Below are 25,279 nucleotides of genomic sequence, written 5' to 3' on the forward strand. Positions count from 1 at the left end.
TCTCCCTTACTTAAAATGCGAACTGAGCACGTCTAAATCAGCAGTATGAATTGTGATTTTGCCATGCCCAGCCTTATACGGGAACGGAATCGGATTGCAACCACCTTTAAAACCGATAGTTGCCAAATTAATTGCTACGTCGCACTTACGGCAAATAATCTTACCGTCTTTTTCATAGTAGCCTGCATCTCCACAGTTTTCGCAAGCATCCAAGCCAACGCCATACGCTCCACCATTCTTTTTAATGATTATAAAGCGCATAACAGTGCCGTCTTTTGCTTTGTATTGGAAGCGATGCAAATGACCATCTGAAACTTGAACGTAATTAATAGTCGCAACGCCATCGTGCAATTCATACGGTTCTGGAGGCGTAAGAGTTGGTTTAATATTCATAATAGATACGCCTACAGTAAGCGTAAGTATTACTGTGATAGCAGCCAAAAGAGCTGCGAGCGCAGACTTTCGAGATTTCCTTTTAAACGCTCGCTTCGTGCGAATTTCTGCAGCATTTTCACCAACTACAGCCGTTTTAAAGCCGATTATTACGGATACATCAGCAGGAATCATAAACACGCTAATTTGCGCCATAATCATTAACGGAGCGTTATTAATTAGCCAAACAAGCACGCTGAAAGAAAAGTCATCCATATAAAGCAGAATGCTTCCTTGCATAATCTGCAAAAGTGAAGTTATGTGCTGCACTAGCAAAATAATCATGCTTAAAACTACAGCAATTTTGAAAGAAATCGCGTTAGATGTAGTGCGCAAAGAACGAACCATAAGGCTTAAGCAAATAGCAGCAATAACGCCAAGTACAAAACCCAGCGCGCGAAGCAACATGTCTGATGTAAAAGGCGGAGTGCTTGAATCTACGAAAATAGTAAGCTGCAAAATAACATCTGGCAAAGCATAAAACACAGTAAACGCTAAGCAACATGCGCCAATCACGTTACTTATGTGCATTAAAAGCGGGCAATTACGCCAATTTCTTACTATTTTGCGTGAAAAAATAACCACAATAATTGCAGCAATATCAAGCGGAACCGCAATGCACAAAGCCGGCATATTAATAAAGTTTCGCTGATTAATTACTACAGATGCGCGAAGTATAGCAAAAATAAGAGCTGCAACTGTGCCTGCAGACAGCCCATACAATCTCCAACGTGCACTTAGAGGCTTATCTCGCCCCTCGCCAACAGTAAGCGATGTGCTCAATCCCATTGTGAGTAGCGCAAGAGGGAGCAGCCCAGGCATAACTGCCACAAACAGTCTGAGCATAACTCCCTCCTTTGCTATTACTTATTATTTACTAAAATTATTAATTAATCGCTAATTATTAACTAGCTATCACTACCACTGACGAGGAGTGTACTTCCAATCGTCGAAAGTTGCCTTAATTGGCTCAGTCCAGAAGCGACCGGTTACGCCGGTAGCAGGATCGACGTGAAGCATCCAACCCTTCTTTTCTGGGGATTCAATAGAAAGCACGAGCTTGTATTTTCCAGCTTTGTCAAGCTTAACGTTTGCACCGTAGTGAGGACCGTCGGAAGCATTCATCTGCATGAAAGTACCCTTGCCAACGGATTCACCGCTTGCCGTATCGACAATCTCATAATTCACAGTCAAATCTGGAATGAACTCGCCTTTACCGTAGCCAAGCTTGGCGCCTTCCTTGTTTGCGTGAATATCGGCTTCAAGGTGGAAGCTAGCCTCGCTTGCCTTCAAACCCATGCCGGCTGGGAGCATATCAACTGGCTGGAAGTATACGGCACCAATAGTAAGAGGTCCAATGTTCTGATCTTGGTGAGGACCAACTGGAACCTCCTCAAAGCCCTTATCGCCACCCTTGTCATCAGCCTTGTCGTCAGCCTTCTGCTCGGTTGCTTGTGACTTAGCATCAGTCTTAGCTGAATTGCCATTAGAACCGCAGCCAGCAAGAGCAAGCAGTCCAGCAAGAGCCAAAGCTGCAATTGCCATCATTTTATTATTCTTCATATCTAACCTTCTGTGTTTGTTGTTAGTTATTTTTATTTAATTGTTGTTATTGGTTGTTTATTAATTATTTATTAGTTGGTTATTTGTTGTTTTGCTTATTTATTTTCTATCGCGCGTTTCCCACGACTTCGCGCAATAGATACGCAAAGCAGTGAAATCACAACAATTGCTGCCACAATTTGAGCAACAATCGTCTCAACATACGGATAGAACCCAAGCCAATCGTTAGTTGGCAAGCCTTGAATATACATTCCTTCGAGAGCATCGCCCTCGATTAACGCGTGCACGCCACCGCCCGCAAAAATCACTACGAGAACAGACATAAGAGCGCTTGTTCCAGTAAAGAATGGGCGAATTGGTATGCGCACAGATGCGAAACGAATCAGCAAGAATATCACTACAAGAACTGCAGCAGCAGAAATGAAGCCTCCCCAAATCATAGAGTCAGCTCCGTTTGAAACTGCAAAGATTGCTTGATAGAAGATTACAGTTTCAGCACCTTCGCGGAACACAGCAAGGAAACTCAATAACGCTAAAGAAACCAAGCTTCCCTTAGAAACTGCTGCCGTTGTTTGCTCACTAATATACTTATTCCATGCTTGCACTGAAGATCTAGAAATCATCCAATTACTCGTGTAAAGCAGCATAAGCATTGCGAACAATGCAACAACGCCTTCTGTAATCTCCTGCTGCGGACCAGAGCCATTAAATAGCAAGCCGAATAGTGCAGCTACAGCAAGAGATGCCACAATTCCAGCCGCAATACCTAGGTAAATATACTTCACCATATTCTTGTGACCGGATTTAACAAGGTAAGCAATAATTGCTGCAACAACTAGCAACGCTTCCAAACCTTCACGAAGCAAAATTACGAAAGCTTGACCAAATGAACTAGTTATGAATTGCATAAATGGATTTGCGTTTGAAGATGCACCTTTATCTAATTTCTCTGCGTCTTCGATAAGCATCGCTTTAAGATCCGTTACGAATTTTTTAGCTTGCTCAATAGTTCCGCCGTTGTTCATTGTTTGGCGGCACTCTTTGAATTGATACTCGACAGTCGAAACGCGACTTCCGCTTATTGCATTCATCACGTTCTTCTCGAAACCAAGCTTTTCGTAATACTGGTAATAGGCTTCATTAATTAAATCAACTGCGGATGCTACTTGAGTTTTATTACCTTTTGCAGACTTGTAGGTTGCAACAGATTTGTCGAGAATAACGTTCATTTCTCGAGCAACTTGACCCCACGTACGACCATTGCGCCCAAGGTTTTTCTTTTTTGCAGCATCTAGCTTTTTGCGCTCTGCTTTAATTTGCGCACGCAACTTTTGTGCATAAACATTTGGCCTATCTACTTTTGAGTTGGCATCGAGACTAGATGCAGTTTGCGCAACATCCGCTGAAAGAGCCGTTGAAACAGCACTTATTTGCGAACCTTGATTTTGCTGGTATACAAGCGTTTGCAGCTGCTGGAATTGATCAGTTTGTGCCTGAACTTTATTCTGCCCGATTGCATCTCGCACAACCGTAATCATGTTAGAAGCAACATAAACGGAATTGTATGCTGCTTCAAATCGAGTTGCAGCTCCAGAATTATTGCCACTATTGTATTCTGATTGACCTTGTAGCAATTCTTTGTCGATTGCTTTAGAAACTTCTGTCCAGCTAGTGTACGAACGATCTGCATCTGTTGCAAAAGCTGGAATAGTTGTAGCGAACGAACTCACTATGCAACCTACCAACATGCACACAGCCAGAATCAGTGCAGCCGAGTCACGAATAATTCGGCGCACTTTTACATACGCGCGCATAACATCTCCTCGCGTTCTTCCGCGTCTTCTTGCGATTCCGCACTTCTCACGCGTTTTACGCCTTTTGCGTTAACGCATTTCCTGCATATCTACGCGCTCTACCCCAAATTGAGCGCACCCAACTAAAACTTGCCATCAAGGGCCCCACAGGTACATAATATCGACATATCATGTAGATTGATATAGTTCGACACAAAAAACACGCAAATATTACAAAAAATATGTTAATAATGAGAATTATCTTTCGTTTTGACTAAAGCCAATAAGCCCAACAAACTCATCAAACAGTTTTCTCATACTTTCTGTAATGCGATTTTTCTTTTCAGCGCGTAGGATGGCGTAAACGTAGACATTACAGTGCTATCTTTATTCTCTAACACGATTTTCATTCTGCTTCCTTCTTCTTACTCTTACTCACATAACGCATTGCATATTCTACAAATTTAAATTATCTCCAATGTAAATGGTTAAATATCCCATTTTTATATTCTTCATTCTTATTCAGAAATTCTTTTATTTCCATCTCATAATTATGATTGTTTTCTATTTTTGATACTAAATACATTAAATTTACTAATGCTGCAGCAATAGATTTATCTGTATAGCCGTTTAATAAAGAAGAATTTTTAACATCACGAATTGAAGGAGTTGATATTACAGTTTCCTTATACCATAATCTACAATGATGAGAACACAAATTACGCAAGTACACTATTGAATGGATTAATTCAGAAGATTTACGAATTTCTGTTTTTAACCCCATTGAATCAAAAAGTTTTCGCAACACATTAGTATCTTTATACAAAGAAATCATTCGTGAAATAGTATCAAATGGAAAAGCTTCAACGGCAGCCCATATTGGTATAGGTTGTTTCTTACTCTTATAATGTTTTATACAAACTTCATTAGATTTTTTCAGCCATTTGTTCATATTAGATAAAAGATTCTTTATTCTTATATTAGACTTTTTAATATATGAATCTGAATTGAGGTATGTATATGCTCCTCCAGAGCTTGCAACGTGATATGCAAATCTAGATCTTAATGTTAACTCTACTTGTGCTGTACCTTTAAGGATAATTGTTCGCAATTCTTCATCCATTTTGTATGGCACAAGAAAATCAACATCTTTGCTACCTGGCTTAAACTGATTATTGCCAGAAGAAGGATCGATTTGAAACACTCGAAAATATCCAGATAATCTATAGTAGTTGCAGTCATACAGCATACTTTTTAAATTATTTTCATCAGTAACTACTAATTCTCGAGTTTTCATGAGTTGAATCATATCGTCAATAGATTTTGGAGGCTTTGAATTAGCTGAAAAACAAGAAGAACCCCCAGGTTTGAGCACTGTTAGTAGGCTTAGGGGGCTGCTATTACTGGCAAGTTTAGCAAACATTTCTTACCTCCTCAATCTCTTCGGCGAGTCTCACTAGAAATGTAATTTATGTAAATTCTAATACTAAATACGCATTTATAGTTTGTTTTACATAAATTGTGCATAACCACATTACGCACGCTTGAAGGTGAGGAGCTGATCGCGATAGGACTCGTATTGTTTGCGTCTAGCTTCGATTTCTGCAGGCAAGTTAGCTCGCATAGTCATTATTGGGCATTAGTTAGCATCGCCAGCATTAGTCCGCAAAAAAGTGCGATGGGAAGGCAGACGTTGCGCGAACTTGGCAATCCGCGCGATTGGGCAGCATTACAGCAAACTCAGCGCTTGTAGTTTGCACGATTTTTTGCAAATCGCTTTCTTGCGATACGAACAACGCAGTTGCGAGCGCATCAGCGTAAGCAGTTGGAAAAGCGCAAGTTTTAGTAGGAACGTAAGTCCAGCTTGCAGAAAGTTTTTGCGAAGGAGTCCCATCTAAAGCGTTAATTAAGTGAGTTGCAATTAAATTAGATTCAAAAGCATTAGATGCAAGGCAATTTGCGTCTTTTACTTTCCAGCGTCTTCTTGCACTAGACGAAGCGCACAACGCTCCGCTTGCAATTGATGCCACTCCAACTGCTTGCGTTGCATCAAAAGGATTTTCCAGCGCAACTTTTATTTGATAATCTTCCTCGCTAAAACAAACGCGCATATCACCGCCAGCGTTTACCAAAAAATCAAAATCCGCATGCGAATCACTATTCGCAGTCGAATCACTATTTGAAAGCGAATCGCCACTAAGCTCCTCTTTAATAATCTGCGTTACAAGATCTACAAAATAACCCTTCCCAGCTGCCCCAAAATCAAGCTGCACTGGCTGATTTATGTGAAGCGTTGTTCTGCCGCTATCTTGCGAAATATCTGCCCACGTAAATGGCAGAGCGCGGCGATATTTGCTCCAATTGCCACTGACACTGACACTATCCTTGCTCGCAGTGCCAGCCGACTCCGGAACGAATTGCACAGAATTATCGTATCCAAGTGCAAGCAAATCCGCACCAACGCAAGCATCAAAAGCGCCGTGCGTTGCAGCATAAAACTCTTCATAAATCGCAAAAAGCGGCTGCGCCCACGTTGGAAACTCAAAATCGCCGCCATGCTCCGCACAAGCCATACGCGAAACAAGCGAATCCGCACGAAAACGCGAAAGCACCGATTCATACTCTTCAACAAAAGCTCGAATCCGCTGCTCAACGTGCTGCGGAATCGGCTTGCTGCTAGAGATAATAATCCCCGTGCCAAGCGCGCGCTCAATCGCCATTACATTCCTAAACATCACTTGCCTCACGCAAAAACATCACTTGCCTCACGTAAACATTTCATTCGCTTTTTTAGAAAGCTCATACCGAATAGGGCGTTCACCAATAGAATCAACCATTCCAAGCTCAATCAAACCGTTAAGCGCGCTCACAATCTTTCTCTCACCAACCTGCTCATCAATTGCGTTTCCAACGTATTCGCTTAATTGCTTGCGAGTCATTGGAGTTGGATTATACGAAAAAAGCTTATTTTGCAACAAAATGGTCATAACTTCGTACTGCACTTCAGAAATCGCTGTTTTTTTGGAAAACTTGAACAGCTTATTCATGCAGTAAAGGGTCTGTTTTAATTGCAAAATAATATTGTTTAACACTTCGTTCTGTGCTTTTTTAATATATTTCAACATTGTGCAGCAAAACATAGTTAAATCATTGCAATTAAACAGCTCCTGCGCTTTGGAAAAAGCAGCATAGTATCCAGATTTTTCTGCATAAATTATAGAGCTTAAGCTCAAAATTGTTGGCATTGAAAGCTGCTCATGCAATTGCAAGGCAAGCAAAAACCGCCCAGTTCTGCCGTTCCCATCATAAAACGGGTGCACGCTCTCAAAAGCATAGTGGCACATGCACGCTTTAATAAGCGTTGGGACTTTGTTGCTATTCATCAAACTCAATAACTCAGTTAAGTGCTCCTGAATTTCAGTTTCGGTTGCATCTCCATTGTGTATTACATTATCTGCACCATCACGAATACTTACTTTTCCCTTCCTAAAAATCTCACCATCTGGAATATAGCCTGATTCTAATTCACCCTGCATAATACTGTTGTAGATTTTTCGTATATCTTGCAAGGTTTGTGGAATCGAAGTGTCACATTCATTTGAATCTGCAAGCTCAAGAAAAAGCTTAGTAAATTCACTAAAACGCGTATGCTTATTCTGCTCACTCGCAGCATCAAGTGCTTTGGAAAGCTCTTTTCTAGTACTGTGAACGCCTTCAATAATGTTGGTATTTTGCACTTCTTTTGCAATAAGTTGCATTAAATACTCGCGCTGAGCAAACCGCGGCAACCTGCTCCACGCTTTTTCAACTGCTTTTTCAGTATTCGCAATATCATTCATATACGTTACAAGATCCGTTACGCACGTTGCAAAAATCTCATGCGCGTCAAATATGATTCCAGAACGATACGTTGCAGGATTATCAATGCGCAAGCGATATTCTTCTTCCGCAATATCGCAAGGTTTTGCATTACTTTTAGACATTGCAACTATCTTGCGTATTGTTTTGTAATCCATAATGCAGCTCCGTTTATGTTATTGCGTTTACGTTATTGCGTTTACGTTATTTAGGATTTTGTAGTAATGTCTTGCAATGTTTTGCTTGCGATATTTTTGCTTGCAATATTTTGCTTATGCGCAAATAACGCATTTATCAAAAAATGATTGCATAGCTAACGTAAAAATCTATTCTATACCGACATTTTGGCAAAATGAAGGCATAGCGAGTAAAAAACATTCGTCTATACCGACATTTTTAAAAAATAGCAGCATAGCACGCAAAATATATTCGTCCATACCGACATTTTCGCAAAAAAGCACCATAGAAGCATTAGCAGCATCGGCAGCATAACGCAATAAACACAACCCAACAAACCGAACACAACAAATAGAACGCGTTACAGCCCAAAAAGGTTCAACAGCGCGCGTAACATATCTTGACCATCATAGCAAGTTTCAACTAGGAATCCGCGCTCATTACTGTATTCTTTGAGACCGCGATAATAGTAATATTTCTTTCGATCCTCAATAATAAATGGCACGATATTATGCTTTAAGCATTCCTTAAAAGCAATCAAACGCCCAACTCTGCCATTTCCATCCTGAAATGGATGTATACGCTCAAACCTGTAATGAAAATCAACTATATCTTCTAGCTGCAAATCAGTTTTAGCAAGGTATTCTGCCAACAACCTGCCAATCTCCTCATGCACTTTTTTCGGATCGCAAGTTTGCACACCACCTACAACATTCGCACGCAACTTGTAGTCACCCACACGAAACCAAGGCAAAAGCTCGTCGCTTGTTCCGCGTTTAAGTAGCAAATGTAAATGCTTAATTATGTCTTCACTAAGAGGCTCTTCAGCAACATCAATGCAGTAATCAATCGCGCGAAAATGATTCACTGTTTCAACAATGTCGTCAACCCTAATACCTGTACTAGCATTTGCACCAGCAGATACACCTTTATTTTCGCTTTTGTTTTCACTTTCACTTGCGCCACCGCCGTCCACTTTTTCTTCGGAACCTATAGTGTTAGTTTCAAAAATTCGCCTAGTTTGATCTTCACTTAGCTGACTGCCTTCAATATGATTCGAGTTGTATGTCATTCGAATTTGAAGCTCGTGATAAATTCCACCCGGTATACGATGCTCCTTCTCTTCCCTAAGTCTTTGCAAAATAGGGTTATCAGAGATTACGCGATACAATTCGCTAGGCTTGCATTGTAAATAGTTGCTGATTTTCGCAATTACTGAATTTGATAGTTTTTCGCCTTTTGAGATTTTTGCAATCGTACGAGAAGAAATATGCAGTTCGGCTGCTAACTGAGATTTTTTAACGCCTTTTTCTTGTAGCCTGTTGTTAAATCCCGTGTAATCATACATTTTAACGGTTCTCTTTCTTCTGCCTGCATAGTTTTAATTGAGATAAATCATGACGAATCTAAATACTCACGCACTAAAATCTTTACTTATTTTCCCATAATCAACATCAAAAGTAAAGATAATTGCGATTTTACGCACGCAAAAGTAAAGATTCGCAAAACTATAAGCAAAAAGAAAGGGCATTCGCGCGCGAACGCAAGCAGGAAAACAAACAAGCGAACGCGACGAAAGCACTAATCAATCTATGCCGTAACGCGTTTTATACGCAGCGTAATCCTTATCTTGCAAAACACTAGCCACATTAGGCGCGTATTCGTATTCTTCTTCAACAAGATGCGCAAACTGCTGTTGAGCTAAAAGCTCAACATTCAAAGGCTTTGTAATAATGTGAAACATGTCTTCAAGAAGCTTAGTATCGTTAGCATCTTTAGCCTGGATTGAAGCTTCGTCGTTAACACGCTGCGTTATTAATCCCCAATCGAAATGGTATCCAGCATCTCGCGCAACTATATCCCAAAAAACGCGTTGCGTTCTACCATTGCCCTCACGAAATGGGTGTAAAACATTAAAATTATTGTAATTTACACTTAGCTTACTAATAAACTCGTCAATAGATAAACCTTGCAATAAATTATCATTTTTAAGCGTTTGCTCACAGTAACGAATCCCAGCACCCATGTATTCAAGCGGATGAAACGGCTCGCCACCGCCCTTAGACATGTCAATAGTGCGAATCTGACCAGCCCAATCGTAAACATCCTGGAAAAGATAATGATGAATCCACTGCAATTGCTTAACAGTTCCTTCTGCATGCGGCAAGTTTTCATACAACTTATAGCTACGAACTGAAACTAAATCGTTTTCAAAGAAATCAAGATCTTCCTGAGTTTGTACATTCAGTTTGTTCTTAAGCACTCGCGTATGAGGAATAAGATATGGGTCAAAAACTTCATCAACCATCATTAATCCTTAAACAAGTTAAGATTGATTATTCCAGACCGTAACGCTTACGAGTTAGAGATATAAGCTCATCAGCACTTATAGAACCTCGAATATATTTTCTTGTATCAGCCAAGCATGCAGAAGAAACCATGCCTCCTTCTAACTTTGCTGAAGATAATGCTATTGCAACGTTTTCTAGTCGGAACTTTTGCGTTTCTTTATCAATCATTTCTTCTCCCTGCCAACACACGCACCCAAATCAAAAATAACTACGCACTATTTTACTATTAGCAACGCATTTTGATTACTGCATATTTGGTTACAGCACGCTTTAGTTACAGCACGCTTTAGTTACGGTACATTTTACTTACAGCACAGTCTGCGATTTGACGAATCCACACAATTACAACAAGCATCGGCAATACCACACCACTCATTTCGTCGTAAGCAACGCAGCAGTGACATGCGCGCAAAAAGAAAGAGCCTTCGCGTGCGAGCGCAAGCAAGAAAACAAACAAACGCGCGCGAACGCAAATAGGCACTTACTTTCAAAAGTTAAAAAATATTACAGTTTTGAAAGTGAAAATGATATAATACTTTCAAAAGTAAAATAAAATTAAAGTTTTGAAAGTAGAAATACCTGTTTGCTTTCAAAAGTGAAAAATACTACGATTTTGAAAACGAAAGGCGATTGCAATGAAACTCATTGAGAGAACAGATTACTTAAATCGCCTAAAGCGCGTTAAAGGCACGCCAGACATAAAAATCATTACTGGCATTCGACGCAGCGGAAAATCGGAGTTGCTGCGCGCTTACCGCACGTATTTAGAAAATACCTACAGCAATCAAAGTAGCAAACTTTACGCGTCAGCAAAACATGCGCAACTTCCAAACGCACTACAGCAACAAGATAACTCAAACAACCAAGAACTTAACATAATCAGCATCGACTTTAATAACCTAAATTATGAAAATCTGAAAAATTACAAAAGCCTTTTTGCACACGTTGAAAGCCGTTATATACCAGATGCTTACAACGTTCTCATGATTGACGAAGTACAATTATGCCCAAAATTTGAGCTTGCGATTAATAGTCTTCACAATAGCAATAAATACGATATTTACTTAACGGGATCCAACGCATTCTTACTTAGCTCGGATCTTGCAACACTATTTAGTGGAAGATTTATTGAGATACCAGTATTCCCATTTAGTTTTGCAGAATATTGCGAATACTTTGAAATAACAAGCAACTTTAACGATGCTCTACAAAGGTATTTGCAACAGGGCGGACTTGCCGGCTCATACGTTTACGCAAACCAAGACGATGCTGAAGCGTACATAAAAAACGTGTATACAACTCTTGTTAAACGCGATTTAGTAGACAAATACGCAATATCGGAAGTGTCACTTCTTGACTCAATATGCGAATTTTTAATGGATAATATTGCAAATCTCACAACCGCAAACAATGTAAGCTCAATACTTAAGCAGAATCAGATTGAAACAACTCACATAACTGTTGGCAATTATCTAAAATATTTATGCAATGCATTCATGTTTTATAAAGTAAAACGCTACGATATTCGCGGCAAAAAATACTTAGAAACAAACGAAAAATACTATTTAGCAGATACTGCACTTCGCTACGCAATTCTGAGCACTCGCAACATGGATTATGGAAGAGCATACGAAAATATTGTGGCACTTGAGCTTATGCGAAGAGGGTACTCAATTTACGTTGGTAAACTTTATCAAAAAGAAGTAGATTTTGTGGCAGTAAAGGCGAGCGAAAAGCTTTATATTCAAGTTTCAGACAATATTAGTGACGATGCAACGTTGGAGCGCGAACTTTCGCCACTAAAAGCAATAAAAGACTCTTACCCTAAAATCCTGCTTGCAAACACTCGCCACGATTCTTACGACATTGAAGGAATCCGCGTAATAGACATAGCACAATGGCTGCTTAACGCAAACTGAGCACAACGCGAATGATATTGCATGTAGCTCACACAAAAATCCGCAAAACACAAAAGAAAAGGGCCTTCGCGTGCGAGCGCAAGCAAGAAAACAAACAAACGAACGCGAGCGCAAATAGGCACTCACTTTCAAAAGTGAAAAAATATTACAGTTTTGAAAGTGAAAATACGCATCTATTTTCAAAAGTGAAAAATACTGCATACTACGATTCTGAAGACAAAATTAACGATGATTCCAAATTGGAGCGCGATACTGCTAGTATCGCCAACACAATCCCAAAACTCAAACCAAAGCCTAAACGCAAACCAAACCAAAACCAAGGCTCAAACCAAAACCAAGGCTCATAACAAACCTCGCACCACTGCGCGGCAGAAACTGTGCAGCTGTGTAAAGAAACGGTCGTTTGCGCGCCAAAAAACGGCAGAAACTTTACAGCGGCGTAAAGAAAAAGTCGGCTACGCACCCACAAACGGCAGAAACTTTACACGCGTGTAAAATAAAGGTCGTTTGCACGCGAAAAAACGGCAGAAACTTTACGCGCGTGTACAGAAAAGGTCGGCTGCGCACCAAAAAACGGCAGAAACTTTACAAGCGCGCCAAAAACAAAAGGCAGGAGCTTGGATATCCAAACTCCTGCCCTGAAAGAGATTACTTAACTTGCGCAAGTTTATAAACTTACATAAGCAACAAAAGCAACCTTAAATCACCTTAGCGTTAGGCAGCACGTTGCCGTCTTTATCAACGTTACAACTATGCTCAACAGCAATAGTAATATGATCAGAATCAACAGAGAAGAAGCCGTCTGTCACTTTAAAAACGTGACGCACACCCTTCAAATCGTCAACCTTCACAAAACCGTGATCAATCAACGCAAGCACAGCCTCATGTCCAGGAAGCACGCCCATTGCGCCATTCACAGAAGGAATAACCACAAACTTGGCGTCACCTTCCCAAACAGGATGCCTGGCTGCCACCACACTAACGTGCAGCGATTTTACTTGCTTCTCCGACATAATCACGCACCAAACTCTTGCTGCATATCGTGCCAACGACGCTCAAGATCATCAATGCCACCGATACCAGAGAATGCCTGCTCAGGAATCTCATCGTAAACACCATCGCAAATGCGAGTGAATGCCTCAATGGTTTCGTCTGCTGGCACATAAGAACCTGGACGACCAGTGAACTTTTCAGCCACATAGAAGTTCTGACCAAGGAACTGCTCAATCTTACGAGCGCGGCTCACAGTAGTCTTATCTTCCTCACCAAGCTCATCGATACCAATCAAAGCGATGATGTCCTGAAGCTCCTTGTTACGCTGCAAAATAGCCTTAACGCGGTTTGCGCAATCATAATGAGCCTGACCAACGTAACGCGGATCCAAAATTCTAGAAGTAGAAGTCAAAGGATCCACAGCTGGGTAAATACCCTTAGCTGCAATATCACGTGAAAGCTCAGTAGTTGCGTCCAAGTGCGTAAAGGTAGTTGCAGGTGCAGGATCAGTGTAATCATCTGCAGGAACGTAAATAGCCTGAAGTGACGTAATGGAATGGCCGCGTGTAGAAGTAATACGCTCCTGCAATGCGCCCATTTCATCTGCCAAGTTTGGCTGGTAGCCAACTGCGGAAGGCATACGACCAAGCAGCGTGGAAACCTCAGAACCAGCCTGAGTAAAGCGGAATATGTTATCGATGAACAGCAACACATCCTGATTCTGCACATCGCGGAAGTACTCAGCCATAGTCAAAGCGGTAAGAGGCACACGAAGACGAGTCCCAGGAGGCTCATCCATCTGACCAAAGACAAGCGCTGTTTTCTCCAAAACGCCAGCATCAGCCATTTCACCAATCAAATCGTTACCTTCACGGGTACGTTCGCCAACGCCAGCAAACACAGACACACCACCGTGATTCTGTGCAACGCGCTGAATCATTTCCTGAATCAACACAGTTTTACCAACGCCTGCACCACCGAACAGACCAATTTTACCGCCCTGAACGTAAGGGGTAAGCAAATCGATAACCTTAATACCAGTTTCGAACATCTGAGTCTTAGACTCAAGCTGATCAAAAGCAGGTGGGTTACGGTGAATTGGCCAACGCTCAGTTACTTCAATGTGCTCGCCAGGCTTAGCATTCAAAATGTTGCCTGTAACATCGAACACGTGACCCTTAGTAATGTCACCAACAGGTACAGAAATTGGGCCGCCAGTATCTCGCACTAAAGCACCACGAACCAAACCGTCAGTAGGCTTTAAAGCAACTGCACGCACAGTCGAATCACCAAGGTGCTGCTCAACTTCCAGCGTGATCTCGTGAACGGTATCACCTTCCGTGTTACCAACGGTAGCAATATCGACTTTGAGAGCATTGTAAATATCCGGCAGATAGCCGACCGGGAATTCAACGTCAATCACGGAACCCTGAACGCGGGTTACGCGACCAGCTGTTGGATCGACCTCCTGCTCAGCTTCTGGAGGCGCTGTGGTCTGATTTTCAGCCATATGCTCCTAATCCTCCTCATTATTCAGCGCATCAGCGCTGCCGATAATCTCGGTAAGTTCTTGAGTAATGGATGCCTGACGAGAAGCATTAAGCTTTCTTGTCAAATCATCCACCAAATTGCGGGCGTTATCTGTAGCCGTATGCATAGCGTTCTGTCTGCTTGCCGTTTCGGAAGCAGCAGAAGTAAGTAAGCACTCGTGAATACGAGACTGAATATACTTCGGCAAAACAGCATCCAATACTTCATCCGGGCTTGGTTCGAAGCAATACTCCACAGCTTCTGGATTGCTGCGGCTCACTGCTTCTTCACGAGCCGAAACTGCGCTCGTAGACGACAATGCTGCTGAAGGACCAGAAGCTGCTTCATAGTCAGGACGATGCATAGAAAACTCTTCACCGTCCTTCAAAGGAACCAGCTCAACTGGCAGCATGCGTAACGTACGAACTTTTTGCCTCACCATATTTATAAATTCAGTGAACACAATATACAGTTCCGAAACTCCGCCTTCTGCTTCCGGCGTCATATAAGCGTCCATTAAAGTATCGGAAATCTTTTCAGCAATAGTAACGTCAGGATGGTCAGTAGAACCTTCCCAAGTACCTGCCACATCGCGATTGCGATACTTGTAGTAAGTTGCACCGCGTCGACCGTACACGTACAGTTCTGCATGCTTACCTTCTGCATCGAGTTTTGCAAGAAGTGCTTCAGTCTCACGAATAATCGAAGACGTAAACGCACCTGCCATACCACGATCAGAAGTAAGAGCTAAAACTGCTACGCGATTGCCGGCATGCTCTTTACCAAAAATAGGATGCTTAATATTTGCTTCGTGATGAGCTACCAACGCCTGCACGGCATCGAAAATTGCGTCACTATAAGGCTTAGCATTAAGCGCAATATCACGCGCTTTAGCGATATGAGAAGACGCAATCATTTCCTGAGCCTTAAAGATTTTACCCAAAGACTGTGTGGAAATAATTCTCGATTTCAATGCAAGTTGGGAGGACATACGCTACTTCCCCTCAGGCTCGCGACTGTCTGCTTTTGGCTTAGCTACAAGCTGTTCCTTCTCAACAGGAGCAGGGTTTTCAGCCGGCGGCAAAGAATCCTTTACAATCAAAGGCTTGCCAGCAGATGTCTTAAACGTCCTACGGAAATCATCAATGGCTGCATCAAGCTTGGCTTCAGTTTCCTTAGTGAAGTCTTCAGTATCGCGAATTACTTGCAAAATGTCGGTTCCTTTATCCAAGTAATCCAACAATTCGCTTTCGAAACGCAACACATCCTTCACAGGAATATCGTCAAGCTTTCCATGAGTACCAGCCCACACGGAAACAACTTCTTGCTCCATTGCTCGAGGAGAGAACTGCTTCTGCTTAAGTAGCTCAGTCAAACGAGCACCGCGAGTAAGCTGCGCCTTTGAGGCTGCATCCAAATCAGAAGCAAACATTGCGAAGGATTCCAAAGACTTGTAACGAGCCAAGGAAATCTTCAACATGCCGGAGACTTTCTTCAAAGCCTTAGCCTGAGCTGCGCCACCAACACGAGACACGGAAATACCAACGTCTACTGCTGGACGCTGACCCGCGTTGAACAAATCAGACTGCAAGAAAATCTGACCATCGGTGATAGAAATCACGTTGGTTGGAATGTATGCAGAAACATCGTTTGCCTTGGTTTCGATAATTGGAAGACCGGTCATAGAACCGCCACCCAAATCGTCAGAAAGCTTAGCACAACGTTCAAGCAGACGAGAGTGCAAGTAGAACACGTCGCCTGGGTAAGCTTCACGCCCAGGTGGACGACGCAAAAGCAAGGAAATTGAACGGTATGCTTCTGCTTGCTTCGACAAATCATCGAAAACAATCAAAACGTGCTTACCGTTATACATCCAGTGCTGACCGATTGCAGAACCAGTGTAAGGTGCAATGTATTTAAAACCTGCAGAATCAGAAGCTGGGCTTGCCACGATTGTGGTGTACTTCATAGCTCCTGCTTCTTCAAGGCTTTGACGCACTGAAGCAATAGTGGAACCCTTTTGACCGATTGCTACATAAATGCAGCGAACCTGCTTTTTTGGATCTCCAGTTTCCCAGTTAGCACGCTGGTTAATAATCGTATCTATTGCGATTGCAGTCTTACCTGTTTGACGGTCACCAATAATCAACTGGCGCTGACCACGACCTATTGGCGTCATTGCGTCAATAGCCTTCAAACCAGTAGACAATGGTTCATCGACTGGATGACGGTGAATAACGTCTGGAGCCTGGGCTTCAAGAATACGACGCTCACTGCACTCAATCGCACCCAAACCATCGATTGGATTACCCAACGGATCCACAGTACGACCAAGATAAGCGTCACCAACCGGCACAGACAACACTTCGCCCGTGCGGTATACTTCCTGCCCTTCCTCAATGCCTGTAAAATCGCCGAGAATAACGACGCCGATTTCGTGTGCATCAAGGTTGAACGCAAGACCCAAGGTATCGTTCTCGAATGTGAGCAGCTCGTTTGCCATGCAGCCGGACAATCCAGCTACGTGCGCAATGCCGTCACCAGCCGTAACAACATAGCCAACTTCTTGCGTTGGCATGTCGGTAGGCTTATACGAGTCAACAAACCCGTCGAGTGCCTTGCGTATCAGGGCGGGATCAATAGATAGTTCCGCCATAATTCTCCTTAATTTACTACTTCACTGCCTGTGTCCAAGCACCATTTCGTGCAGAACGCTGCAACTGCTTAAGCTGCATCAACATGGTGCGATCGGTTATTTGATCACCGATTTGTATACGCATACCACCAAGCACGTTTGGATCCACAATTGGGTTAATGTATGCACGATGACCCAACTTATCGCTGTAGATTTCAATCAAACGCTTAATTTGCTTATCTGTAAGCGGCTGAGCAGTAGTGACTGTAACCAATGTTTCTCCAGCTTCACGCTCAAATCCTGACCAAGCACCACCGAAGCTACCGGTTTTACCGCTTTCGGCACCTCCGTGCCAAGTTCCTACTAGATAATGCATAATGCGCAATACAACAGGGTGCGCCTTACCTCCAATAAGCTCGTCAATAAGGCGAGACTTATCTTCCGAAGACCTATTCGGATCAGTAATCGCATCAGAAAGCTCAGGATACTTATCAATCATGTCCATCATTGACGAAAGCTCGTCCGAAATGCGCTGCGCTTCATCGTGCGCATCTAAGATGGCCTGAGCAAGCGAAGAACGCGACAAACTATCGTTTGCTCGCGATGCCTTTTCTGGCATTCTTACCTCCTCGTTTCTGTAAAAAACGAAGTAATGCAAATAATACAAAATGAAATAACCGTAATTTTATTTTGCGATTATTCAGTTTTGCACATTACTTTACTTGCTTTGATCCGAATTTTTAGTGTCTCCAACTTCATCGATCACATGATCAATAATCTTGGAGCTGACGGTATCGTCATCCAATTTGGATGCAAGAATCTTGCCAGCTAAAGCTGCTGCAAGAACCGACACCTCTCCTTGGAGGCTGGACATGGCATGCTTATGCTGAGCCTCAATAGAATGCTGCGCTTCACTGATAATCTTCGCAGCATCTTTCTCTGCACGCTGTCTTGCTTCATCAACAATCTTGGAAGCTTGTGCACGAGCCTCTTCACGAGTCTTTGCAGCATCAGTTTGAGCTTGGGTGAGTTCTTCTTCCATCTGGCTCTTTAACTCATCAGCTTCACGCCGAACGTTTGCTGCTTTGGCCATTCCGCCTTCAATTTTTTCTGCACGCTCGTCGAGAATTGCCTGGAATTTAGGCGTAACGAACTTGTAGAAAAACGCTGCAAGAATAACTAAAATAACCAGCGACCATATAACGTCGTAAGGCTCCGGCAAGAACAACGCCAGTTTATTAGTTTCGGCTGCATATGCCATGGCTTGTCCTTTCTATTCTTTCAACACTTGTATGCGTTAGAACGAGTTGTTTCGTTCGGTTCAGCTTCCCATAATGTAAGCAACGAATCCGAGCAAGCCCAGAACCTCAATGAATGCCAAGCCAATAAACATGAACAACTGAATACGGTTGCCGACCTCTGGCTGGCGTGCAGTGGATTCCATAGCCTTGGACACAACCATTGCCATTCCGATAGCAGGGGAAAGAGTAGCAACGGCAAAGCCGAGAATGCTAAGGTTGCCCGTCAATCCTGCGAGAGCGATGATACTATTCATTGGTTTCCTTTCTTTAGGAACAGTAACCAGTTATAAACCCTAAGATTATTAAACCTGACTTATCTGTTTGCTTTAATTAGTTTTACCTATTTACGCAATAGCAACAGCAGATTTTTCTTCTTTCTCGGGGTAACTCTCCGAAATATATACAGATGCAAGAACGGTAAAAATAAACGCCTGCAAGCCTGCAACTATTATTTCGAATACTGTAAACAGAATGCCACCAAGCAGCCATAATGCACCGCCTAAGGCAAGGAGTTTATTGCTGGAATCCACCACAAAGAAGTTGGTGAATACTAAACAAGTGGCCACCAGCAAATGGCCAGCAATCATATTCGCAAACAAACGGATTGTAAGCGAAAGTGGTCGCACAATCAACAATTCCAGAAGCTGCAATGGCGTAAGAATAAAGTAAATTAGCCATGGCACGCCTGCTGGGAACAAGGATTCGCGGAAGAACGTTAGGAATCCTTTTTCTCTAATTCCAGTTATTAAGTATTGGCATACAACCCACAAAGCAAATACCATCGGACAAGCAATGGTTGCGGTTGCAGCCATATTTAATCCTGGAATAACTGAGCAAAGATTAAAGAAAAATATTGTTATAAAAAGAGTTGTTATCATTGGCACATAACGCTTGCCGCGCCCTTCGCCAATCATTTCGTAAACGATGTTATAGCGCACAAAATCCATCAAAATTTCAAGCACGCTTTGGAATCTGCCCGGAACAACTTTTGCTCGCATAGCACCAATGCCAAAAATAATCATAACGATTACGGCCATGATAAGACGCACCATAACAATGCGATTCATGGCAAATGGAGTGCCTTGGAACAAAATTTCTGGAGGCAAAAACTCATTAATATTAGGTAGCTCTGGTCTATTCGAAGCTACAGTAGAAGCTACAGTTGTGGTCTTCTGCAAAACATCAACCATCACATCCATAAGTGCCTCCTTATAGCAATTCGTTCACACGCCTAAATTCAGTGCCGCTCACTCGCATACTCAATTCAATCATTCTTGCGGCATATATATCAACTAGATCATATGTTTCATATTTCGTAAGGCGCGGGGCACGAAACGAAAAATATATCTAACTGCTGATTGTACTCTTTGCTTGTACATAATTACGCAACTAATTACGCAACTAATTACGCAACGTCAAAATTTATTTGTTCATACCGTACCTAATGCCTTCAAATGGATAAAAATTATCGGAGCGCGGAGAAGCTGGCTCATGCCTTATAGAACGTTCAGTTCCAAGCCTTCCAGCAGTTCTTAAATGAGGAATATCAGAAAGATTGTAAGGCGTAGTTTCGTACACCCAATTAAGCCAGTTGCGCCAAAGCAAATTCGCGTGTGCGCGCCAAGAAAATAGCGGCTCTAATTTTGGATCATCATTAGGGAAATAGTTGTAAGGGAATGGCACGTTGCTCAGACCTTTTAACATGTCACGTTCATATTCCTGCGCAAGAGTCATTTTGCTGTATTCCCAATGTCCTAGCGCAAAAACTTCAGAAAAATCACGCGTAGCAACTAAGCCCGGACCAGATTCGGGACCATACGTAAGAATTTGTAAACGCTTATCTGCAGAAATACTGTCAACATCAACACTCGCTATTCTAGAGTGTGGTTGTAAAGCGATTTCATCAAAACCATTTGTAAGAAAACAGTACTCATCCTGCAAATATTGCGGGAACACACCAAAAACTTTTTTGCTGAGAACATGCTTTTTTATGCCATATCGATAGTAAAGCGCACCCATTGCGCCCCAGCACAAATACATTGTTGAGAAAACGTGTGTTGATGCCCAGTCAAGGATTTGCGTAAATTCGTGCCAGTAGTCGACATCCTCAAATTCCATATGCTCAACAGGAGCTCCCGTCACAACAAATCCGTCGTAATAGTTGTTACGCAGTGCGTCAAGATTTTCATAGAATTTTACTAAATGATCAGCGCTAACATGCGTTGATACATGCGTAGAAGTTTTCATAAAATCGACGTCGACTTGCAAAGGAGACTTAGAGATGAGTCTCAAAAGCTGAGTTTCTGTCTCGATTTTTTTGGGCATAAGATTCAAAATCAACAAACGAAGTGGTCGAACATCCTGCTGTTCTGCTTCTGGGCGCTCCAACGCAAAAATTCGCTCAGCATCTAATATGCTTCGCGCTGGCAATCCTTCAGGAATCTTAATAGGCATGTGTTTATTATACTCCACACTTGTTTATGTTTATTGTGTCTATGTCACTCATGTGCACGAATCGTAAAATTCTAACCAAATACAGTAAGACACGCCCGAAAGTTGACAAATTTAAATTTGCACCTATCGTAGATAGAGCTGCTAAAAGTAGCCGACGCGGGGTGGAGCAGCTCGGTAGCTCGCTGGGCTCATAACCCAGAGGTCCATGGTTCAAATCCATGCCCCGCTACTAAAGCCAAGAATCACACAAATTTCTCACGATTGTTGTGGTTCTTGGCTTTTTTGTTTAATACTACATAAGTCGCCAAAAATGCATCATCGCGCAACAATCAATAAAGAAGAATTGCAAGACGGCGACGAGCACGAGCAAGACGCTCATCATCCGCAGGAAGCATTGCAAAATACTCAAGCATACGAGAACGAATAGCATCCGCATCGCTCTTATGACCAGCTGCAAGGAAGTCAAGCAGTCTCCCGAAAGCGTCATCAATATGACCGTCAATCATATCTACATCTGCTACTGCAAGCTGCGAATCTAAATCATCCTGATTATCGCCAGCAGCCTTTCTAACAGCAGCAACATCAGTATTAGTATTACGCGAAAGCAGCAAAGCCTTTGCATGCTCACGCGACGCAAGCACATCATGAGGATCTGCTTCCATTACTTTTGCATACTCGCGTGCAGCACCTTCATAATCACCCTTCATAGCAAGCGAATGAGCTTGCTCATGAGCAGGCGGAACACTCTCAACAGAATTATTCTCGGAACTATCTTGATCTGCGTCTTTAGATACTTCAGACTTTTCCTCAACTGACGCCTCCACAAAAGGAGCAGTTCCAGCAACGCCCGAGCGTTCAGCAACCTGAACCAATTGCGGCAAAATAGTGCTACAAATCTGCTGTAATTCCTCGTCGCTAGGTAAACCTTGCACAATAGGCATAGGACGCCCACCAATTAAACCGTAAATTGCAGGAAGCTGCTGCGCTTGCAAAGCTTGAGCAATACTTGGGCTTTCATCAGAGTCAATACGAGCTAACTGCATGCGACCGTCAAGCGCGTTAACGGAATCCGCTAATTTCTGCGCAACATCATAATAGGCTTCGTCACTAGCTTGCCAAAGCAAAATAACAATTGGGAAACTTACGGACGTTTGCACCATCGCTTGAAAAGACTGCTCATTAACATCGATTACATAGCCGCCAGCTTTTGGAGCAGAAGAACCAGTAGAGCCCGATGCAGCTTTAGCAGCTTGCTTAGCTTGAGCTTCTACGCGACGCTTTACACCTTCTAAATCTACAGCCCCAGCAAGCGAAAATCCGCCAGGATTCATGCCTTGCGCTTTGCTACTCACCATTTTTCCTCTTTTCCAAGCACACTAAATTGTACTTACAAAATTTATAAAGCTTCTACTTTAATAGGCTGACGCTCAGCACCAACAGGAATAATCTTCATATGAGAACTAGCTGGAGGAACTACTAGAGCAATAACATTTACATAAGTTACTCGCATAGTACCTTTTGCTTTACCGTCGCCAAATAATGCTTTTTCTTCATCAGAAGCAGGACGAGATTCACGCCCTTCGCCAGCTTTACGAGTCCACACAGAATCTATGCGAGCAACAACCAAATCGCTTCCATCGCTTGAACGCATAATGCTTATCTGTTTGAGATTTGGCGTAAAGACTTGTTCTTGGGAGCCTTTATTTCGCTCCATTCCAGCTTGCACTGCTTTAGAAAGTTCAACTAACTTTTTACGCAAATAATCGTCAGCAAAATGCTTTGCATACTTGCTGTTTTCACCATTTTGTAAAACGTCAGCGTACGCAGCTACTGCTTCGTCTGGAGTCATCACCAAACCAGTATCGTTAGATTTACCCATTGAAGAACCAATACTTGGCACAGCAAATTTAGGAAGATGCACTCCAGGGAATAAGCGAGCGACAGCCCAAAGTTTGTAATTCGAACGCGCTCTCTGTTGACGTAAAACTAGCAGACGTTTTGACTGCTGATCTTTAGTAGTAGTTGTAATAGTCATTAAATCTCTTGGCCAACCAGAATTAGTTGGCACAATGGTTTGTGCAGCTTCACGCGGAATAGTGGTCTTAGGATCTAAGTTCCCAGTTTTCTTTGCAATAGTGAGCTCGCTCGTGCGAATGTCAAGAGCAGGTCCAGAAACTGCTTTAGATAATGAATCCACATCTTTTTCGTCGTTTGCTTTTTCTAGCTCACGAAGCAAACCTAAGCGGATATCTTTTTCTTGAAGCATAGTCAAATTAGGTAACTCTTGACTACTGCGCGCTTCAGCAGGTTTCGGCACCTGCCCATCGCAAGCAGATAATCCAGTTACCATAACCGTTGATACAACACATGCTATTAATGTGACTATATTGTTGCGCAATACGCCTCTATTTTTACTTTTTACGCGGTGAATATCGACATTAGTATTACGCATTTTACTCATTTCCTCGCTCACTTGAAGAATTACCGCGGTAGCCTTTCACATTTTTTCTGTAGCGACCGTTACCGCCGTCTCCTCTAAACCCATTTCGTTTTATGCGAGACTGCTTATCGTTGCTATTTTTAGACGAATTTTGACGTTTATCCGATTCTGAGTTGCGATAGTTTTCGCGATCATTAGGCTTTTTCTTAGTAGATTCATGCGAAATCTTGCTACTAATATCTGAAGGCTTAGCCGTTTCCAAACGTTTCTTTGCAAACTTTTCAGAATTATTAGCATTGTTTCTATCATTCTGACGGTTACGTCTCTTGTTATTCTGCTGAGCATACTTATTTTGCTGCTGACGCTTATCCTTATGTTCGTTCAGATTATCGCTATATGACGCTTTTGCATAAGATTTTTTCTTATTTCGCGGAGTCTTAATATTTTGAGAATTTCGCTTATATTGCTTATTCTCTGGATTTTCTGATTCTGTTGGATTTTCAGAATATTTCGCATTTTCTGCATCTTCCGCGTTTGCAGAATCTTCCGCGTTTCCTGAATCATCCTGATTTTGTAAATCATTAAGCTCATCATCAGCATTATCTAAGTCATCTAAATAAGAATTATCGTCATGCTGTTGCATAAAGCGCGCAGCAAACGCAAGCATTTCATCTTGCGCAATAACAGTAGTTTCAGCCAAAGAATCAGTAGATGCAACTGCTGTAGAAGCAGACGCAACACGAGTTATTTGCATACCATTTGAGTCGCCACTTTGCATTGAATCTTTACGACGACGTGCATGAGTCCCATGCCTTGCGTGACTTCCAGAATCCTTCTTACGACGTTTGTGACCGAAAATACCAGACATAGTTCCAGAAATCGCCTCAGCAAAGGTAACTTCGTCACGCTGCGCAGACTTTACTGTCAACGCTCCTGAACGGCTAGCTATTAATTGCTTATTACGACGACGATGCGGAGCCATTGCAAAAATAGTTGCAGAAAGTATAGCTAATCCTGCAAAAAGCGCTCCTACAAAATATAACGGCGTTGCAAAATCTGGAATTTGATTACGACGCCACCGAAATTCTACGGAAGCTTCTGGTACATTATCCCCCAAATCAATTAACAAAACACGTCTAGCAGCCTGCGAGCGCAGTGTAGAAGAAGACGCATCATGACTATTTGACTTACTAGAGCGAGTGCCTGATTTAGGCATTGTGCCGTTTGCAACAGCATGATCATACGACGCAGAACCAGAAGATTGAACATAATCTGCAGTATTTATTGCCAATTTCGCTAAACCAAGCTGGCACGTAACTATAGGCCATAAATTAGATTCTTGGAACTTTACGTCAGGATCTTTAATGTCAACAGAGCCTTCCGCTTGCATAGAGGCTCTACCAGACATTTCAGAAACCGAAAGATTATTCCAATCGCGCAAACCAGTAATTCTTTGTACTGGAGAACCTGCCACCCAGCCTCTTACGTCTTTTATTAAACCTACGGCAACACAAATAGGCTTACGCGTATGCAAAGCAGCAACACTAATACGAACCCTGTTATCTACAAGATTCAAAACACCAGGATCAGTGACAATATAACGAGTTCCAGATACTTTAGCGTACGCAATAACCACGTTGCTAGGCTTCCAAAATGTTGCGTTAGCAACACCGAGAACAACACTTAATACTGCAAGCAAAGCAAAAAATGGAGCTACAACGCCGCGCATGATTTTACTGCGCAAAGTGAGCCGTCGCATTGGTCGTCGCATTGGTCGTCCTTCTGTATCAGAAGCATCTTCTATATTTGTCATAACGATACTATTCTACAATC

At 42.4% G+C, this 25,279-nt stretch carries 22 protein-coding genes and 1 tRNA gene; 2 read left to right on the top strand and 21 right to left on the bottom strand.

Going from position 1 to position 25,279, the window contains the following annotated elements; all coding sequences use genetic code 11:
* Positions 1-6 precede the first annotated feature (6 nt).
* The 9 genes from AC1EK3_RS04510 to AC1EK3_RS04550 form a co-directional block, all read right to left on the bottom strand.
* Positions 7-1,278 (bottom strand): Fe-S-containing protein, encoded by a 1,272-nt coding sequence (locus tag AC1EK3_RS04510; RefSeq protein ID WP_480033112.1) that lies wholly within the window; start codon positions 1,276-1,278, stop codon positions 7-9.
* A 72-nt stretch (positions 1,279-1,350) separates the two neighbouring features.
* Complete coding sequence (locus tag AC1EK3_RS04515; protein WP_480033111.1) at positions 1,351-1,995, bottom strand: iron transporter; 645 nt, start codon at positions 1,993-1,995, stop codon at positions 1,351-1,353.
* A 95-nt stretch (positions 1,996-2,090) separates the two neighbouring features.
* Positions 2,091-3,809, bottom strand: a complete 1,719-nt coding sequence (locus AC1EK3_RS04520) for an FTR1 family iron permease (RefSeq protein WP_480033110.1) — start codon at positions 3,807-3,809, stop codon at positions 2,091-2,093.
* 448 nt (positions 3,810-4,257) lie between these two features.
* Complete coding sequence (locus tag AC1EK3_RS04525) at positions 4,258-5,211, bottom strand: Abi family protein (protein ID WP_480033109.1); 954 nt, start codon at positions 5,209-5,211, stop codon at positions 4,258-4,260.
* Positions 5,212-5,446: 235 nt separating this feature from the next.
* A complete protein-coding gene (locus AC1EK3_RS04530) occupies positions 5,447-6,523 on the bottom strand; it encodes an FAD:protein FMN transferase (RefSeq protein ID WP_480033108.1) in 1,077 nt (358 codons plus the stop codon).
* A 30-nt stretch (positions 6,524-6,553) separates the two neighbouring features.
* A complete protein-coding gene (locus AC1EK3_RS04535) occupies positions 6,554-7,804 on the bottom strand; it encodes a Fic family protein (RefSeq protein WP_480033107.1) in 1,251 nt (416 codons plus the stop codon).
* Positions 7,805-8,184: 380 nt separating this feature from the next.
* Entirely contained in the window at positions 8,185-9,171 is a 987-nt protein-coding gene (locus AC1EK3_RS04540) for a Fic family protein (protein WP_480033106.1), read from the bottom strand.
* A gap of 237 nt (positions 9,172-9,408) precedes the next feature.
* Complete coding sequence (locus AC1EK3_RS04545; protein WP_480033105.1) at positions 9,409-10,131, bottom strand: Fic/DOC family protein; 723 nt, start codon at positions 10,129-10,131, stop codon at positions 9,409-9,411.
* Between the two features lie 28 nt (positions 10,132-10,159).
* A complete protein-coding gene (locus AC1EK3_RS04550; protein ID WP_480033104.1) occupies positions 10,160-10,342 on the bottom strand; it encodes an antitoxin VbhA family protein in 183 nt (60 codons plus the stop codon).
* 467 nt (positions 10,343-10,809) lie between these two features.
* On the opposite strand from AC1EK3_RS04550, the gene AC1EK3_RS04555 reads away from it, so the two are divergent.
* Complete coding sequence (locus AC1EK3_RS04555) at positions 10,810-12,093, top strand: ATP-binding protein (protein WP_480033103.1); 1,284 nt, start codon at positions 10,810-10,812, stop codon at positions 12,091-12,093.
* A gap of 698 nt (positions 12,094-12,791) precedes the next feature.
* Here the strand turns inward: AC1EK3_RS04555 and AC1EK3_RS04560 are convergent.
* From AC1EK3_RS04560 to AC1EK3_RS04600, 9 genes are all read right to left on the bottom strand, one after another.
* Positions 12,792-13,106, bottom strand: coding sequence for a F0F1 ATP synthase subunit epsilon (locus tag AC1EK3_RS04560; RefSeq protein ID WP_032835331.1), 315 nt, complete (start codon positions 13,104-13,106; stop codon positions 12,792-12,794).
* Positions 13,107-13,108: 2 nt separating this feature from the next.
* Entirely contained in the window at positions 13,109-14,596 is a 1,488-nt protein-coding gene (gene atpD / locus AC1EK3_RS04565; RefSeq protein WP_415683210.1) for a F0F1 ATP synthase subunit beta, read from the bottom strand.
* Positions 14,597-14,602: 6 nt separating this feature from the next.
* Entirely contained in the window at positions 14,603-15,607 is a 1,005-nt protein-coding gene (locus tag AC1EK3_RS04570; protein ID WP_004574170.1) for a F0F1 ATP synthase subunit gamma, read from the bottom strand.
* A gap of 3 nt (positions 15,608-15,610) precedes the next feature.
* Positions 15,611-17,272: a F0F1 ATP synthase subunit alpha gene (gene atpA / locus AC1EK3_RS04575; RefSeq protein WP_012913755.1), complete on the bottom strand. Its 1,662-nt coding sequence runs from the start codon at positions 17,270-17,272 to the stop codon at positions 15,611-15,613.
* Between the two features lie 16 nt (positions 17,273-17,288).
* Positions 17,289-17,870, bottom strand: coding sequence for a F0F1 ATP synthase subunit delta (locus AC1EK3_RS04580; RefSeq protein WP_415683547.1), 582 nt, complete (start codon positions 17,868-17,870; stop codon positions 17,289-17,291).
* A 99-nt stretch (positions 17,871-17,969) separates the two neighbouring features.
* A complete protein-coding gene (locus AC1EK3_RS04585; protein WP_480033102.1) occupies positions 17,970-18,512 on the bottom strand; it encodes a F0F1 ATP synthase subunit B in 543 nt (180 codons plus the stop codon).
* A 60-nt stretch (positions 18,513-18,572) separates the two neighbouring features.
* Positions 18,573-18,806, bottom strand: a complete 234-nt coding sequence (atpE, locus tag AC1EK3_RS04590; protein ID WP_004105752.1) for an ATP synthase F0 subunit C — start codon at positions 18,804-18,806, stop codon at positions 18,573-18,575.
* A gap of 90 nt (positions 18,807-18,896) precedes the next feature.
* Entirely contained in the window at positions 18,897-19,751 is an 855-nt protein-coding gene (gene atpB / locus AC1EK3_RS04595) for a F0F1 ATP synthase subunit A (RefSeq protein ID WP_480033101.1), read from the bottom strand.
* A gap of 223 nt (positions 19,752-19,974) precedes the next feature.
* Positions 19,975-21,006, bottom strand: a complete 1,032-nt coding sequence (locus AC1EK3_RS04600; RefSeq protein ID WP_480033100.1) for a homoserine O-succinyltransferase — start codon at positions 21,004-21,006, stop codon at positions 19,975-19,977.
* Positions 21,007-21,161: 155 nt separating this feature from the next.
* On the opposite strand from AC1EK3_RS04600, the gene AC1EK3_RS04605 reads away from it, so the two are divergent.
* A tRNA-Met gene (locus tag AC1EK3_RS04605) sits at positions 21,162-21,235 on the top strand.
* Between the two features lie 100 nt (positions 21,236-21,335).
* Here AC1EK3_RS04605 and AC1EK3_RS04610 read toward each other — a convergent pair.
* Genes AC1EK3_RS04610 through AC1EK3_RS04620 form a run of 3 tightly spaced genes read right to left on the bottom strand, consistent with a single transcriptional unit; the run spans position 21,336 to position 25,259 of the window.
* Positions 21,336-22,361 carry a tetratricopeptide repeat protein gene (locus tag AC1EK3_RS04610; RefSeq protein ID WP_480033099.1) on the bottom strand — a complete coding sequence of 342 codons (1,026 nt, stop codon included), beginning with the start codon at positions 22,359-22,361 and terminating at the stop codon, positions 21,336-21,338.
* Between the two features lie 41 nt (positions 22,362-22,402).
* Positions 22,403-23,467 carry a DUF8094 domain-containing protein gene (locus tag AC1EK3_RS04615; RefSeq protein WP_419398835.1) on the bottom strand — a complete coding sequence of 355 codons (1,065 nt, stop codon included), beginning with the start codon at positions 23,465-23,467 and terminating at the stop codon, positions 22,403-22,405.
* Positions 23,460-25,259, bottom strand: coding sequence for a hypothetical protein (locus AC1EK3_RS04620; protein ID WP_480033098.1), 1,800 nt, complete (start codon positions 25,257-25,259; stop codon positions 23,460-23,462). Before AC1EK3_RS04620 ends, AC1EK3_RS04615 begins: the two co-directional genes overlap by 8 nt.
* Positions 25,260-25,279: the final 20 nt, after the last annotated feature.

This window comes from Gardnerella sp. C0026F2 (assembly GCF_056590715.1).